At 57.9% G+C, this 14,965-nt stretch carries 14 protein-coding genes; 12 read left to right on the top strand and 2 right to left on the bottom strand.

The window, feature by feature from the left end; genetic code table 11:
* Window positions 1-124: 124 nt before the first annotated feature.
* The 12 genes from ACRZ9X_RS16680 (at window position 125) to ACRZ9X_RS16625 (ending at window position 12,242) form a co-directional block, all read left to right on the top strand.
* Window positions 125-1,672, top strand: a complete 1,548-nt coding sequence (locus ACRZ9X_RS16680) for an ABC transporter substrate-binding protein (protein ID WP_480520878.1) — start codon at window positions 125-127, stop codon at window positions 1,670-1,672.
* A 36-nt stretch (window positions 1,673-1,708) separates the two neighbouring features.
* Window positions 1,709-2,650, top strand: a complete 942-nt coding sequence (locus tag ACRZ9X_RS16675; RefSeq protein WP_480520876.1) for an ABC transporter permease — start codon at window positions 1,709-1,711, stop codon at window positions 2,648-2,650.
* Window positions 2,651-3,475, top strand: coding sequence for an ABC transporter permease (locus ACRZ9X_RS16670; RefSeq protein WP_480520874.1), 825 nt, complete (start codon window positions 2,651-2,653; stop codon window positions 3,473-3,475).
* 402 nt (window positions 3,476-3,877) lie between these two features.
* On the top strand, window positions 3,878-4,189 hold the full coding sequence (locus ACRZ9X_RS16665) for a putative quinol monooxygenase (RefSeq protein ID WP_480520873.1): 312 nt from the start codon (window positions 3,878-3,880) through the stop codon (window positions 4,187-4,189).
* Window positions 4,190-4,301: 112 nt separating this feature from the next.
* The gene (locus tag ACRZ9X_RS16660; RefSeq protein WP_480520871.1) at window positions 4,302-5,324 is read left to right on the top strand and encodes a LacI family DNA-binding transcriptional regulator; all 1,023 of its coding nucleotides are present in this window, start codon (window positions 4,302-4,304) and stop codon (window positions 5,322-5,324) included.
* The gene (locus ACRZ9X_RS16655) at window positions 5,321-6,286 is read left to right on the top strand and encodes an ABC transporter permease (RefSeq protein ID WP_480520869.1); all 966 of its coding nucleotides are present in this window, start codon (window positions 5,321-5,323) and stop codon (window positions 6,284-6,286) included. The genes ACRZ9X_RS16660 and ACRZ9X_RS16655 overlap by 4 nt, the downstream gene beginning before the upstream one ends.
* A complete protein-coding gene (locus ACRZ9X_RS16650; protein WP_480520867.1) occupies window positions 6,283-7,818 on the top strand; it encodes a sugar ABC transporter ATP-binding protein in 1,536 nt (511 codons plus the stop codon). The genes ACRZ9X_RS16655 and ACRZ9X_RS16650 overlap by 4 nt, the downstream gene beginning before the upstream one ends.
* Window positions 7,802-8,794 (top strand): ABC transporter permease, encoded by a 993-nt coding sequence (locus ACRZ9X_RS16645; protein ID WP_480520865.1) that lies wholly within the window; start codon window positions 7,802-7,804, stop codon window positions 8,792-8,794. The genes ACRZ9X_RS16650 and ACRZ9X_RS16645 overlap by 17 nt, the downstream gene beginning before the upstream one ends.
* Window positions 8,795-8,839: 45 nt before the next feature.
* Window positions 8,840-9,829 (top strand): sugar ABC transporter substrate-binding protein, encoded by a 990-nt coding sequence (locus ACRZ9X_RS16640; RefSeq protein WP_480520863.1) that lies wholly within the window; start codon window positions 8,840-8,842, stop codon window positions 9,827-9,829.
* Between the two features lie 60 nt (window positions 9,830-9,889).
* Window positions 9,890-10,615: an SDR family oxidoreductase gene (locus ACRZ9X_RS16635; RefSeq protein ID WP_480520861.1), complete on the top strand. Its 726-nt coding sequence runs from the start codon at window positions 9,890-9,892 to the stop codon at window positions 10,613-10,615.
* A gap of 57 nt (window positions 10,616-10,672) precedes the next feature.
* Entirely contained in the window at window positions 10,673-11,443 is a 771-nt protein-coding gene (locus ACRZ9X_RS16630) for an SDR family NAD(P)-dependent oxidoreductase (RefSeq protein ID WP_480520859.1), read from the top strand.
* A 19-nt stretch (window positions 11,444-11,462) separates the two neighbouring features.
* A complete protein-coding gene (locus ACRZ9X_RS16625; RefSeq protein WP_480520857.1) occupies window positions 11,463-12,242 on the top strand; it encodes an SDR family NAD(P)-dependent oxidoreductase in 780 nt (259 codons plus the stop codon).
* A gap of 721 nt (window positions 12,243-12,963) precedes the next feature.
* Here ACRZ9X_RS16625 and ACRZ9X_RS16620 read toward each other — a convergent pair.
* Complete coding sequence (locus tag ACRZ9X_RS16620; RefSeq protein ID WP_480520855.1) at window positions 12,964-13,758, bottom strand: transporter; 795 nt, start codon at window positions 13,756-13,758, stop codon at window positions 12,964-12,966.
* Window positions 13,759-13,834: 76 nt separating this feature from the next.
* Window positions 13,835-14,842, bottom strand: a complete 1,008-nt coding sequence (locus ACRZ9X_RS16615) for a hypothetical protein (RefSeq protein ID WP_480520853.1) — start codon at window positions 14,840-14,842, stop codon at window positions 13,835-13,837.
* Window positions 14,843-14,965 lie beyond the last annotated feature (123 nt).

Raw genomic sequence — 14,965 nt, 5'->3', positions numbered from 1 at the left:
GTGGGGAAATCACTTTGACATATCTTATCGGCTCTTTACGCTGGGGCAAGTTCATTCAAATGCGAAGTTCCACGCACACGCGGCCGCTGGTTTTGGGGAGGGTCGCTTTGACAGGAGGTCGACCATGAAACGCAGGGATTTTCTAAGAACAACAAGTGTTTTGGCCGGTGCATCGGCGTTCGGAGCAGGTATTTCTGTCTTTCCGGGCACCGCCCGGGCCGAGCCCAAATCGGGTGGTACGCTGATCTGGGGCCACTCGGAAACGACTCAGAATCTGGACATGCACCAGACCGGCACGGCGTCAACCGGACGGCTGATGCAAAACGTGCATGACGCCATCGTCACGATAGATGAAAACTTTCAGGTTATCCCCAGTCTGGCCGAACGGTTCGAGCAATCGGATGACGGGCTGATCTACACCTTCCATCTGCGGCAAGGCGTGAAATTCCACGACGGGTCCGACATGACATCTGCAGATGTGAAGTATTCCTTCGATCGCTGCCGCAATCCGGACACCGGTGCGGTGAATTTCGAGGTCTTCAATGATGTTGAAAGCATCGAGACGCCCGACGACTACACCGTTGTTGTGACCATGAAACAGGTGAACGCGCCCTTCCTGTCACGGCTGGCTGAAAACGGCGCAGGCGTGGTGATGCCCGAAGGATCGGGCGAGGTGCAGGGCACGCAACCCGTCGGATGCGGCCCGTTCAAGTTTGTCCGTCGCGAGTTCGGCAATGAGGTCGAACTGGTGCGTTTTGACGACTATTGGGACGGTGCCCCTTATCTGGACGGGGTCCTGTCTCGGGAAGTGACCGAACCTACCGTGCGCCTGACCGGCCTGGAAACAGGCGAATTCCATCTGATCAACGACATCCCGCTGGATCGTGTTGAGGTGTTGAAAGGCAACTCTGACCTGCAGATTCTGACGTGGTTCCCGCTCAGCTGGGCGTTCCTGAACATGAACCATGACAAACCGCCTTTCGACAATCCGAAGGTGCGGCAGGCACTGGACTACATGATCGACAAGGAAACGCTGGTCGAGGGCGCGCTGTGGGGGCAGGGGGTTGTGACCGGCTCGCCCAGTTTCCCGTCATCGCCCACCCATAACGCTGACCTCAAGGCGCGCCCGCAGGACTTTGAGAAAGCCAAGGCGCTTTTGGCCGAGGCCGGGTTTGCGCCGGGCGAGCTGGAATTCGTCTTCAAGGTCACCACGAACTATCCGTGGCACGTTGAGGCCACGCAGATCCTTGTGGAATGGTTCCGCATGGGTGGCGCGAATGCGACGATTGAACAGCTCAGCTGGTCCGACTGGCTCAGCCAGTGCTGGGTGGATCGGGATTACGAGGTGACGATGATGAACTTCTTCACCCTGTGGGAGCCTGATTTCCTTTATTACTCGCTGTGGAATTCCGAAGGCGCGTTCAACTATCGCCAGATCAGCGACCCCAAACTGGATGAGATGACAGCCGCCGCGCGCCGCGTCGTCGATCCGAATGAGCGGGCGCAGATTTACAAGGACATCCAGCAACGCGTGCAGGACGAAACCCATGACGTTGTACTGTGGTTCCGCAACGGCACGGTTGGTGCGCGTCAGGGTGTCGGTGGGCTGGACAAGTTGGTGCACCCCAACGGATCGAACCTGCAGTTCAAGAATATCTGGCTGGAAGGGTGATCCGGCCAGACCCAAACCAGTGACGGCAATCCGTAGATGAACTATCTCGTCCGACGCGTGGCGCTTTTGATCCTGACGCTGTTCCTGATCTCGATCGCCACGTTTGTCATCACCAACATCCTTCCCGGGGATGTTGCCACCATGATTATGGGCACCCAGTCCAACCCCGAAGCCCTTGCCGGGCTTCGGGAGTCGCTGGGGCTGAATGATCCCTTGATCGTGCAATATGGGCGCTGGATCGGGGGCATCTTGCAGGGGGATTGGGGCGTATCGTTGCGCTATAAAGAGCCAATAGGCCCCCTGATCGGACAAAAGATCGTCGCCAGTTCGCTGATCGTTGTGATGTCTTTGTCTATCGCCATCATCTGCGCGATCCCTCTGGGCGTCTGGAGCGCTATCAACCGCGACCGCTGGCAGGACGCGACCGGGTCCGGCCTTGCGCTGGCGGGCATATCGCTGCCCGATTTCTTCTGGGGCATCGTGCTGATCCTTGTTTTCGCCAAGTGGCTGGGCTGGTTGCCATCCTCGGGTTATGCGTCCCCGGCCGAGGATTTCTGGCTGGCCGTTCAACACGCGCTTTTGCCGTCCATCGCGCTCGGCCTGTCGCTTATGGCGCAACTGACCCGCATGACACGCTCGACGATGCTTGAGGTGCTTAGTCAGGATTTCATCCGTGTCTGCCGCGCCAAGGGTCTGGCCGAGGGCGCAGTGATCTTTCGCCATGCCTTGCGCAATTCAATTGCACCGGTGCTGACGGTCGCGGGCCTGCAATTGGGTTATCTGTTCGGGTCCATCATCGTGATCGAGACACTGTTCAATTTCACCGGCATGGGGTGGCTGACCTATCAGGCGCTGGTCAATCGGGACATCCCGCTGATCCAGTCCAGCGTGTTTGTCATCGCTGCCGTTGTGATGCTGACCAATCTTGTGGTCGATATCCTGTACAAGGTCCTCGATCCAAGGGTGGAGCTCAGCTGAATGCGCGCGTTTCTGACCCTCAAAGGCATGATCGGGCTGACCCTTGTCGGGATTTTCGTGCTGATGGCGATCCTGTCGCCGATCTTTATCCCCGAGGAACTGACCACCGGCATCAACGTGCGCGCACGATTGAAGCCACCGTCACCCGAGCACCTGCTGGGCACTGATCAGTTGGGGCGCGAGCTGTTGTGGCGCGTGCTTCTCGGGGCTTCTACCTCGCTGCTGATCGCCGTGACGTCGGTCGGGTTGTCGATTCTGGTCGGTCTGCCTTTGGGCATCATCTCGGGCTATTATGGTGGCTGGACCGACAATATCCTGATGCGGATTGTCGATACGTTCCTGAGTTTTCCTGCCCTTCTGCTGGCCCTGACCATCGCCGCTGTTCTGGGCCCGAACCTGCAGAACACCATTCTGGCCATCGGGATCGCATTTACCCCCTATCTGGCGCGGATCGTGCGCGGAGAGGTTCTGCGCGTCTCGGGCCTGCCCTTCATTGAGGCGGCGCGCAGTCAGGGGGCGACCAACTGGCGGATCATCCGCTTGCATGTCCTGCCCAACATCCTGCCGCCGGTGATCGTGCAGGCCACGATCTCGATCGCGTTTGCGATCCTGGCCGAGGCCGGTCTGTCTTTTCTGGGTCTTGGCACCCAACCGCCAACGCCGTCCTGGGGGCTGATGATCCAGGCCTCGCGCGATTATCTGGATCTGGCCCCCTGGACCGCTTTGGTGCCCGGGTTGGCCATCGCATTGACCGTTCTGGGGTTGAACATGCTGGGGGACGTGCTGCGCGACGTTCTGGATCCTACGACGGTTTCCGAGACATAGGAGAATGGGAAGTCAATCATCGACGTTTAACAGCTGGATATTGTGACTTAGGTCTGCCCATGATCGATAATGCTCCGTGCTTTTTTATTTTACGATAGTTGCTCAAACGATTTCTCGGTTTCCGCTGCACAAGATTTGACGCGTGTCCGGTACACAAACCTGATCTGGTAAACTTACCTTTCGTCCCAATGACGGCAAATGATTCTGGGAAGTGATAAAAGACAAAGGGATATGCGCCTGCAAACCCTGCTATAAGCAACGCAATACGCCGGTCAAATTCAACAAGCGCACATATAAACGCGAAAGCCGGATCGAGATTGTTTTAGGCAGTCTCAAGGACTGAAGGCCCGTCGCCGAGTTTCCTATATGTTTGGAGATTGTGATTTTGAGCAGGAGAAAAACATGTCGGAACAGCTAACGGTCGTCGCGCATATCCGGGCCATTGACGGTCAGATTGAAGAAACCAGATCCATCCTGATGGGTCTGTTAGAACCGACCCGTCAGGAACCGGGGTGCATTGAATATTGGCTGCATCAGGACAACGAGGATCCGGCCGAGTTTATGTATTATGAAAACTGGGCAAACCGCGCGGAGTGGGAAAAGCACAACGCTTCGCCGCATCTTGAGGCGCTGTCCGATGCCAGAGACACCGTATTCGAGCTTCGCAAACTGCACCTCATGTCGATGATCTCAACCGCCGACTCCGCCAGATGATCTGCTAATCCGGCGCTTTGATTGTGTCTGGAAGGATCGCAGAAACTCGTATTGAAACCTTTCAATTAATATTGAAACGTTTTAAAATGCGATTCTCTTAGGGAAGGGACTGATGAAGAATCCGACGATTGTCGATATTGCGCGCCATGCCTCTGTTTCGGTTGGCACAGCCTCGAACGTGTTGAACCGGCGCCCGGTGGTTTCACAGACGCTTGTTGAACGGGTCGAAGCCGCTGCAGCCGAACTTGGCTATAACCGCAATACGCTGGCCGCCAGCCTGCGCAGCAGCCGAACCGGCGTTATTGCCTTTGTGGTGCCCAACATCGAAAACGCGTTCTTTTCCGAAGTGCTGCAGGAAATCGAAAACCTTGCATTGGACAGCGAGAAAAGCGTCATGTTCATGACCACCGGCGAAGACGAAGCGCGCGCACGGCGGCATCTGCAGGCGATCATTTCGCGGCGTGTGGACGGGTTGATTATCGTACCGGCCTTCGACTATCAGCCTGCCCTGACCGAGCTTGAGCGTTATGGCATTCCCATCGTCGTTGCCGACCGGATTTCGCAGAAAAACCCGTTCCCGTCCGTTTCGGTTGACCACTATGGCGCCGGTTATCTTGCCGGTCGGCATCTCTTGGATATCGGCGCGCAGGATATTGTCTATTTCGGACATGCGCGTCCTGATTTCTGGATCCTGAACCAGCGCGAGGAAGGATTCCATGCTGCTCTAGCCGATCAGTCCGCGACTGTGACGGTCAGAACGTTCAATCTGTCGCTGGATGTGTCCGAAGGAAAAGAGCAGGCGCTGGCCGCGTTGAACACGCTGGCGCAACCGCCGCAAGCGATTTTTGCGGCCTCGAACCTTGCTTCGAAAAGTGTGCTGCCAACGCTGCAAACAAAGAGTTGGACAATACCGGATGATCTTCGCTTTTTGGCGATGGATGATTTTGAGGCTCTGACGATGATGCAGCCCGGTATTTCGGTCGTCAGTCAGCCTGCGGCACAGATTGCAGGTCAGGCCTGGCAAAAGCTCATGTCAATGATCGACGGAGAGGATGCAGGCGAAAACACGCTCTTGCCACCGAAACTGATTGTACGAGGATCTACGCCTGCCATCGAGGCGGACGCACAGAAATGACCGCTCTGACACAACACCTGCCCGAGAGCCTACGCCCCAGCACGCGGCAACTGATTGTTGCCGGGCTAGTTCTGGCCGTTTTTGTCGCGTTGACGTTTCTGTCTCCGAACTTCTTGTCCAAAAACAACCTTCTGAACATCCTGAGCCAAACTGCTATCCTGTCTTGCCTTGCGGCAGGTATGGCCGTGGTACTGATCGGCGGCGGGATTGACCTGTCCCTGCCTTTCAACGCGGCGCTCAGCGCGGTGCTTGGGGCGATGTATATGCGCGCGACCGGTGATCCGATCGGTGGCATGGCGATCATGATTCTCAGCGGTATAGGAATTGGTGCCTTCAACGGTCTGGCTGTCGGCGTGCTGGGTATGATCCCGTTCGTGGTCACTTTGGCGATGATGACCATCACAAACGGGGTCGCGGTCTGGCTGACCAATTCGCTGAGCATCTCACAAATTCCGGATGCATTCGTTGACCCGTTCTTTACCCGGTATGCGGGGCTGCCGCTGAATGTGCATATCGCAATTGTCGTATCGCTGGTCGCCGCCTTTGTGATCGGGCGCACGATCTTTGGCAGTCGTCTTTATGCGGTTGGCATCAATACCGATGCGGCGCGGGTGGCGGGGATCAATGTAGGCGGTGTCCTGATGCTCAGCTACGTGATGGCGGGTGTCTTGGCGGGGATCGCGGCGATCATGATGACGGGGCGGCTGGCCTCGGCTTCGGCAAATCTGGCCAGCCCGATCTTGGTGCTGGATGTCATCAGCGCCTGTATCGTCGGCGGCATCAGTATCTATGGCGGGCAGGGCCGTGTCCTGGGGGCCGTCTTCGGCGCGTTTTTCATGACGCTTCTGAACAATGTTCTGAACGCCTTGGAGGTGTCGCTGTTTGTCAACCAGATCGCGCGCGGGGGCATCATCGTAGCCTTCATCGCATTCGATCAGATGGCGGCGAGGGCCAGGGCATGACCGGGACAACACCCACACTTGCAGTGCACGGCATCGGCAAGCGTTTTCCCGGCGTCATCGCGCTGGATCATGTGGATTTTCACGTCAATCAGGGGGAATGCGTCGCCTTGATGGGGGCAAACGGCGCGGGAAAATCAACGCTGATGAACATCCTTGGTGGGGTATTCGCACCCACAGATGGGCAAATCCTGCTGGACGGCCGGCAGGTTCAATTCGCGTCGCCTGCGGCCTCAATCCAGCACGGCATTGCCTTTGTCTCGCAAGAGTTGAACTCGCTGCCCACGATGAGCGTGGCCGAGAACATCTTTGCCGACGGGATGCCTTTGAAAACATTCGGTCTGGTGGATTTCGCGGCGGCCGAGGCGCAAGCGGCAAAACTGCTGGCACCTCTGGGTTTCGCCGGTGATCCGCGCACGCCGATGTCCCAGCTCAGCACCGGCGATCGGCAATTGGTCGAGATCGCCCGCGCCCTGCATCGAAACCCCCGTGTGTTGATCTTTGATGAACCCACGTCCTCGCTGTCGCGCAGCGAGCGGGAACGGCTGTTCGATGTGGTTCAGACGATCCGCAAAGACGGGGTCGCCGTGATCTACATCACGCATTTCATGGAAGAGATTTTCCGCGTCTGCGACCGGGTCTGCGTGCTGCGAAACGGGCGTACCGTGTACGAATCCGCCATCGCTGACACCAATCAGGCCGAAATCGTCCTGCAGATGATGGGCGAGGTGGGCAACGAGGATCGCATCACCCCGTTTGACCGGGCGTTTTCCGCCCCTCGGCTGACCGTTCGGGCGCTCGGACGGGGTCATGTCCTGAATGACATCCGCTTTGAGTTGAAAGCCGGTGAGATTCTGGGGCTTTGGGGCCTGCTCGGGTCGGGCCGGACCGAGATGCTGCGCGGCATGACCGGGCTGGACAGTTGCGACACGGCAGACATGCGGTGGCATAATGAGGATGGAAGCGCCGATGACATAACGCCCGTCGGCCTGCGCCGCCGCGTCGGCTTTGTGACCGAAGACCGCCGGGGCGAAGGCCTGTTGCTGCCCCGCGACGTGGCGGACAACGTGGCTTTGCCGAACCTTCCTTCCATCAGCACGTCAACGGGCATCGTCAGCCGGGCCCGCCGCAATGCGCTGGCCCGTATGATGGTGGACCGGCTGAGCATTGTGGTGAACGGCATTTCACAACGCGTCGGGACGCTGAGCGGGGGCAATCAGCAAAAGGTGGTCTTTGCCCGCTGGCTGGCGCAAAACCCTGCGGTCTTTCTGCTGGATGAGCCGACGCGCGGGCTGGACGTCAACGCGAAGACCGAAATCCTGCATCTGATCCACGAACTGTCCGAGAAGGGCACGTCGGTTCTGATCGTCAGCTCGGAACTGGAAGAGCTGATGCGCGTCTGTGACCGGTACCTTGTGATATCACAGGGCCGTATTACCCATGAATTGCCGGGAACAACGGATCGGGCAACCTTGCTTGAAGCCGTGTCCGACACCCACGAGCCAGCGGAGGCGCGTCATGTCGTCAATGGCTGATCCCGTATCGCAGTCTTCGCTGAACCGGGTCGTCCGCAATCAGGGCTTCGTGCTGGTTCTGATCGCAATCTATTGTGGCTTTTCGATCATGGCCCCCAGCTTTTTCGGGTTGTCGAATTTCGCCGGGATCCTGAACGCCATCGCGCCCAACCTGATTATTGCCGCTGGCATGGCTTTTGTCGTGATCGGCGGACAGCTGGATATCTCGGTCGGGTCCACCGCTTATGTCGCGTCCGCCATCGTTGCGATCACCACCAGCCAGTACGGGCTGTCTCTGACCGCCGGAGTGCTGCTGGCGCTTGGGGCAGGTGTGTGTCTTGGCATCGTGAATGCGCTGATCGTCGTAGGGCTGAGGGTCAATGCGCTAGTGGCCACTCTGGGCACCATGATTTCATTCCGCGGCATTGGCCTGCTGATGACGGATGGCGGACTGGTCAACCTGACGGCCCAGACGCGCGAGGTCGGTCAGGCCAGCATCTCGCTGCCGGTGCCCGGCGCGCCGGATGGGGTTCTGATTTACCTCACGACGCTGCTGGCCATCGTCGTTCTGGTTCTGGTGCACCTGCTGCATCAGCGAACAAATTTCGGGCGGCAGATCACCGCAATCGGCAACAGCGATGAAACCGCGCGCCGTTTGGGTATTCCGGTTGCAAAACGCCTGTTCGCCGCGTTTGTCCTGTCCGGCTTTCTCGGTGCGCTTGGGGGCGTCGTGTTTACGATGAAGGTCGGCGTCAATACCGCAAAGATCGGTGAAGGGATGGAGTTCATTGCCATCGCCATCATCGTCATCGGCGGCGTCAGCCTGTTTGGCGGGCGCGGCCATATCCTGCGCGCCGTGTTTCTTGGGGCCCTTGCGTTTCAGATGATCCGCAGCGGGCTGCAACATTCCGATGCCTCACCTTATTCGTTCCGCCTGGTCGAAGGGGTCATCATCTTTTTGGCCATGTATGTGGACGCTTTGAAGCGAAACGACTGATCTGCAGGAATTAAACAGCAACTGTAAACTAAAGTGGAGGAAAAAATGAAACGTTTCAAACTAGCATCACTGGTTGGGGTTCTGGCCGCTGTTGGTCTGGCTGCGCCGCTGGCGGCCGAGTCCTACACCATCGGTTTGTCCTGGGATGCCCGCGAAAGCGCGCTGAACCAGGCGTGGGAGGACTATATGAAGGCCGAAACGGCCCGTATCAGCGAAACCGAAGGTGTCGAGTTCGAGTGGGTGGTCAACATGGCCAACAATGACAGCTCGCGTCAGGCCGCCAACATCGAGGACCTCATCAACCGCGATGTCGACATCATCATCTCGCGCGCCTTGGATGCCGCTGCCATCGGCAGTTCAATCCGTCGGGCCGAGGCGGCCGGAACGCCCTTTGTCACCTTTGACCGCGCATCCTCGGGCCGTCAACCGACAGCCCATGCGGGCGGCGACAGCGGGTATCAGGCGCGCGTTGCGGCAGCCGAGCTGATTAGAATATTCGAAGAAAAAGACGTGCATGGCAAATGCATCGAAGTTCTGGGCTCGCTTGCCGATATCAACGCCATCAACCGCAGAGACGAATTCGCAGCCGCAGCGGCTGGCAGCGACCGGCTGGAAATCGTGGCGCAAATCCCGTCGGAATGGGACCCGAACAAGGTACTTGCGGGTTTGAATGACGCTCTGCCCGCACATCCCGAAGCGAACTGTCTGCTGCTGGCAAGTGACTGGGCGATCACCTCGGTTCAGGCCGCTTTGGAAGCCGTGGACAAATGGTACCCGACCGGCCACGAGAAACACATGTGGATCGCGTCGAATGACCTGCTGACGGCTGCGGTTGGTGCCATGGAAGAAGGCTATATCGACGCTGCTGTCACCTGGGATGCCGAAGCCCATGCCAAAGAGGCTGTGCGCGTGATGATGGCTATTCTGCGCGATCAGGATCCCGGTTGTAGTGAATCCGGCTGCCTTGCCAAGGGCACGCTGGCGACACCTGAAAATGTGGCTGACATGCAGGACTACTGGGCCAGGAACTACTAAATTAAGACCTTTCCGGGCGGTCATAAGTCCGCCCGGTTCGCAATTTTATCGGAGAGTTCAATGCAGGATTTGGCAGGAAAAGTTGCCCTTATCACCGGGGCAAGCTCGGGGATCGGTCGCGAAATCGCACGCCACCTGGCCAGTTTGGGATGCCGGCTGGTTTTGTCCGGCAGGGACCTGACCCGGCTCGAGGCGATCAGGGACGAGGTTCAGACCGATGCCGTGATCGCCACTGCTGATCTGCAGGATTCGAAGGATGTACAGACCCTTGGCACCCGGGCTACCGAAGCCTTTGGCCAGCTGGACATCCTGATCGCCAATGCCGGGATATTCGACAACCGGCCCTTCGTCGAGATGTCGGCAGAAGAAATCACACGGATGGTGACGGTCAACCTGAGTTCGATCATGGTACTGACCGGTTCGGTTCTGCCGCATATGCAGGCGCGCAAAACCGGCGAAATTCTGATGATCGGCTCGATCGCAGGGTCGGCCGACATGCGGGATGAGGCGGTCTATTCAGCAACAAAGCATGGGCTGCGCGCATTTACGGGCTCGCTCCGGCGGCAAGTGGCCGGGGACGGTATTCGCGTCCAATCCGTATCTCCCGGAACGGTTGCGACCGAGTTGTGGGGAACACCTGACCCGGACCGCATCGCCCAACAGGTGGCCCAAGGCGAAACGCTGACACCGCAGGACATCGCCAATCTGGTCGGATTTTCGTTGCGGCAACCTGCGAATGTCTCGGTGCGCGAGATGATCGTACTGCCGCATGCGCAGGATATCTGAGCATCCGGGCGGACCATCAAGCCGCCCCGAAACAGCGCTTTGAAGGAGAATTTGGCCATGGCCAGCCCCCAAAATCCGAATTTTGCAACTTATCCCAGCCTTGCCGGCAAAACCGTCTTTGTAACCGGCGGCGCCTCGGGCATCGGCGCCGAGATCGTCGCCGGGTTCGCGGCACAAGACTGCCGGGTCGGCTTTGTCGATATGGACGAACAGGCCAGCGTCGATGTGGTCAGGACCATTGGCGGCGAGGTCCAGTATGAAACCTGCGATCTGCGCGACATTGACGCCCTGCGTGACCGTTTTGTCAAGCTGGCCGGCAAGATCGGCCCCGCGCAGGTTCTGGTGAACAACGCTGCCCGCGACGACCGGCACGACTGGACCGATGTTACCCCCGACTATTGGGATGACCGCACGAACACCAACCTGCGCCATATGTTTTTCGCCATTCAGGCGGTCGCCCCTGGCATGATCGAGGCAGGCGGTGGCGCGATTATCAATATGGGGTCAAATTCCTGGTGGGAAGCTGGCGGAGGTTTTCCGGCCTACGCAACTGCCAAAGCCGCCGTACACGGTCTGACCCGAACAATGGCTCGCGATCTGGGTCAGCACCGCATTCGCGTCAACACAGTGGTTCCGGGCTGGATCATGACCGAACGGCAAAAGACGCTATGGGCAACGCCGGATGCGCTGGAAAGCCACCGGACGCGCCAGTGCCTGCCCGATCTGATCGATCCGGTCTATGTGGCGCGCATGGTGGTGTTTCTTGCGTCCGATGATGCAGCAATGTGCTCAGCCAACAATTACATGGTCGAGGCCGGGTCTATCTGAACAATATGGGATGAAAATCATGTCACTTTCCAAGATATCACTCCCCGAATTTACGGGCGCGGGGATTCTGATTACGGGCGCGTCCACCGGCATCGGTGCCCAGCTGGCGCGAGCATTCGCGCAGCAAGGTGCAAAGGTCGGGCTGCACTACAATTCTTCGAAAGACGCCGCCGAAGCTCTGGCCGCCGAAATCCGCGCGGCGGGCGGCACGGTGGAGCTGGTGCGGGCCGATGCCAGCGACCCGCAAGCGCTGGGTGCCGCAGTCACGGATGTGGCCGAGCGGTTGGGCGGGCTGCGCGGTCTTATCAACAACGCAGGCGGAATGGTGCGCCGTATCCCCTACGAAGAGGTCACGGACAAGGACTATGACGAGATTATGGATCTGAATGCCCGCTCGATCCTTATTGCGTCCAAAGCCGCGCTGCCGTTTCTCAGGAAAAGTGGTGGTTTCGTCATCAACACCACATCCATCGCCGCGCGAAACGGGGCGAGCGGCGGCGCAGGTCTGTATGGCTCGTCCAAATCCTTTGTGTCGAACGTGACGCGCGGAATGGCGAAGGAATGGATCGGTTACGGAATCCGCGTGAACGCGGTTGCACCCGGCGTGATCACGACCCCTTTCCACGAGCGATATTCAACACAGGCGCAATTGGATGCCATGCTGGCGACAATCCCCCAAGGTCGGCTTGGCGTAGCCTCGGATTGCGTCGGGGCCTATCTGTTTCTCGCCTCGGATGTGCTTGCCGGATACGTCATCGGGCAAACGATCGAAGTGAATGGCGGCCAGCTTATGCCGTAAGGGTGTGCTTCGATGTGACAGGCTCGGCCGCTATATGACCGCACCGGCTGGCTCGGGGACGAATTCAAAATCGCCAACCCCAGCTCTTCGGATTTGCTGGGGCGACCCGAGGCAATATCGATGACATGGCGAAAATCTCCTGGCCTTGGGCCTCATAAAGGGTGTTGGAGGCCTAAATCGCTGAGAACAAACGCCGGAATCGGCAGGATCGCCGAGCCAGACCTAAAAGTTTGCGACATGTGTAGACGCCCAAACGCAAGAGGTAATCTTGACCGTATCTGCATCGGTTCGGGTGATGACATGTGTTTGGCCTGTTGTGCGGCCTTTGTACAAGCCGCGGGCCCGTATGGTTTTAGCCGATCCGGTCCAATTCAAAACCACGTGCTCGCAGCAATGTTTCGCAAGCTGGTTTTCCCGATCCGGTCTTACAATCCTGATGCCATACCGTCCATTGTCCTCTTCCGTTTCCTCTGTCTCGCGGCAGCAGACGTATTACGCGTTGCGGACCGGCACCTGCCGTTACCGCCAATCTCACCCGTGCCATCCGGCCTGCCTCGCTTGCGCTACGCAGAGGCGCCGCTCAGCAGGCCCAAAACGCAACCTGATTACGATAAAGAAACAGGAGCGCATTGCACATCCAAACGGTCCAGATAAAGGAACCGGGCCGATCTTAATCACTACGTAGGTGGATCAATAGAACCCTCGCAAATACGCTTTTTAACTATCTTGGAAATAAAAGCGTCAAGACGATCCGTGCTGCCCAGCCTTCGGGACCAGCTTCAGGCCCGTCTGCCCAATAGCGGACACCACCCCCCACGCTGACAAGCTGGTCGCCAAAATTTGTAACTTTCGTCGCAACGGCGTTGAAAGGAACCGACCATTGCTCTGCCTCCCAGTCGTAGGTTGATTCACTGTTCAGTGTGAAGGTCCATGCATTCGAAGTCGTGTAGGACAGGAATGGCTGCAGAAAAGTCTGGTTGATATCGGTATCGCCACCTATGTCCCAGATGTGGTTGGTCAATCCGCCATATGTCCACGGGCCGTTCTGAGTGAGGGCCACCGCTGTCAGACCCGTGCCCCATTCCCCTGCGCGCAGCCGATCATCTGTCGATGTCGGCAGCAGGAATACAGGGCCTGCCCCCCAGATCCATCCCCCTGCGGTCGGCTGCTTTGGCGAGATAAAGAAGCTCTGGACGGTATCGCCCAAACCAGTTTCACGGCTTGCACCAGAGGGAATGCCATCGGAGGACACAACGGGCAGAATTGTGCGAGAGATCAGATTCAGATCATCGGTCAGGTCAAACGGGATCACGGGCTGAATGTTCAATATCCAGCGGGACCCGTTGTCGTCCGATCCGAGATTCTCATCGTAATTCAATTGAAACGGGACACTTATCAAGGCTGCTACCGGATTCGCCAATTGCTTTGCAAGGTCTTCGTCAGACTGTGCCAGCGCTGCACGCACCCCGAAGATGAGCAGACAAACCGAAAATCCCAGTGTTAGTTTGCGAAACAAATCTGGTCCTCCTACAGGGGAACTTGATTGAAAGGGTCAATCGGTTGACCGCGGTTCTTACGGTCTTGAAAACCGGTCACTGATATCGCCCCGCCTTCGGGGTTGGTATGCTTGATTTAGCGTTTATGCCGCGACGCGTTGACGCCTGAGACTTCGCCAGTACGGGTTTGAGTGTTCGGGAAAAGGCGGCCTCAAAACCCGCATCGCGTTGTATCAGGTCCCTTGCATATCTGGCTGTTATCCTTCGTGTCTCGGAGGGGCCGTGCAAGCGCTGCATAACCAGGGCAAGAGCAATTGCGTCGCGCGACTTTTCACTCAAACGGGCGTCGGTTGAAATCGCCCTGTCCAGCGCCGCCAATCCGCGCACGCCGTCCCATTCAAGGATCGCAGTCACGTAGGCACCGATTATCTTGTCCTGAGGTCGGGCGAGCGCGCGTTTCAGGTTCTGATAAAGATACCGGCGCGCCTCTTCGTCCCCGCTCAGCCCGAGGAGCAGGACGCTGATGGCCTCAAGCCCATAGGCGTTGGGATGGGCGATATCCGCGATCAATTTCGCGGTATCAGGTTGAACATCAAGGGATTGCAGAACGGCATAGGGGGCCTGGTCAAGTTCGCTCAGGGCAAGGGTTCGGACCCACATGTCATCATGGACAAGCAGCGAGGCGAAGTACCCGAACCGATCTGCGTTGTAGTTTTCCCAATGGTTCAGATTCTTGAAGATTTCATCAAAAACCTCGGCTCTTGCGTCGTCGATATAAGAGAGTTTGGACCACTGGCCCGTCGTTTCCTCCAGTGCGAACAAAACTCTGTCGCTGGTGTTAAGCGCAAGTTTCCGGCGCGTCGAACTATCGATCAAAAAGGGAATGGCCACGCCACCATCATCCCCTCGAATTGTATCAATCGGGCGATACCGGAATGGGTCGTCGGGATCGGCAATGGCCAGTACGACGGCTTTGCTTTCTACAAGCGCTGATACCACACTGCTGCGAGGCTCGACCCTGTGAAAACCGCAAGCATTCGCAAGAACGGGGCAAAAGGCGATGGCTGCGGAGACCAATATGCAGATTTTTCGAGCGCGTATCATTTCATCCCTCCTTTTATCTCTTTCGCAAAGACTCCACGCGTATTTTCCCGCCGTCGGAACAGCCGAAAATACCGGCTGGGTTGAGCTGCGAATGCCGGGCTTGTTGGCTATGATAACACGGCC

The organism is Ruegeria sp. AL1, from assembly GCF_056540905.1.
Note: the sequence above shows the minus strand (reverse complement) of the source record. Positions and strands in the feature narration are given on the sequence as shown.

Excerpts from the sequence above, each read along its gene's own strand:
- ACRZ9X_RS16615 (WP_480520853.1), bottom strand. The coding sequence starts at position 14,842 with ATGATACGCGCTCGAAAAATCTGCATATTGGTCTCCGCAGCCATCGCC.
- ACRZ9X_RS16630 (WP_480520859.1), top strand. The coding sequence starts at position 10,673 with ATGGCCAGCCCCCAAAATCCGAATTTTGCAACTTATCCCAGCCTTGCC.
- ACRZ9X_RS16645 (WP_480520865.1), top strand. The coding sequence starts at position 7,802 with ATGTCGTCAATGGCTGATCCCGTATCGCAGTCTTCGCTGAACCGGGTC.
- ACRZ9X_RS16660 (WP_480520871.1), top strand. The coding sequence starts at position 4,302 with ATGAAGAATCCGACGATTGTCGATATTGCGCGCCATGCCTCTGTTTCG.
- ACRZ9X_RS16655 (WP_480520869.1), top strand. The coding sequence starts at position 5,321 with ATGACCGCTCTGACACAACACCTGCCCGAGAGCCTACGCCCCAGCACG.
- ACRZ9X_RS16650 (WP_480520867.1), top strand. The coding sequence starts at position 6,283 with ATGACCGGGACAACACCCACACTTGCAGTGCACGGCATCGGCAAGCGT.
- ACRZ9X_RS16670 (WP_480520874.1), top strand. The coding sequence starts at position 2,651 with ATGCGCGCGTTTCTGACCCTCAAAGGCATGATCGGGCTGACCCTTGTC.
- ACRZ9X_RS16640 (WP_480520863.1), top strand. The coding sequence starts at position 8,840 with ATGAAACGTTTCAAACTAGCATCACTGGTTGGGGTTCTGGCCGCTGTT.
- ACRZ9X_RS16665 (WP_480520873.1), top strand. The coding sequence starts at position 3,878 with ATGTCGGAACAGCTAACGGTCGTCGCGCATATCCGGGCCATTGACGGT.
- ACRZ9X_RS16680 (WP_480520878.1), top strand. The coding sequence starts at position 125 with ATGAAACGCAGGGATTTTCTAAGAACAACAAGTGTTTTGGCCGGTGCA.
- ACRZ9X_RS16675 (WP_480520876.1), top strand. The coding sequence starts at position 1,709 with ATGAACTATCTCGTCCGACGCGTGGCGCTTTTGATCCTGACGCTGTTC.
- ACRZ9X_RS16635 (WP_480520861.1), top strand. The coding sequence starts at position 9,890 with ATGCAGGATTTGGCAGGAAAAGTTGCCCTTATCACCGGGGCAAGCTCG.
- ACRZ9X_RS16625 (WP_480520857.1), top strand. The coding sequence starts at position 11,463 with ATGTCACTTTCCAAGATATCACTCCCCGAATTTACGGGCGCGGGGATT.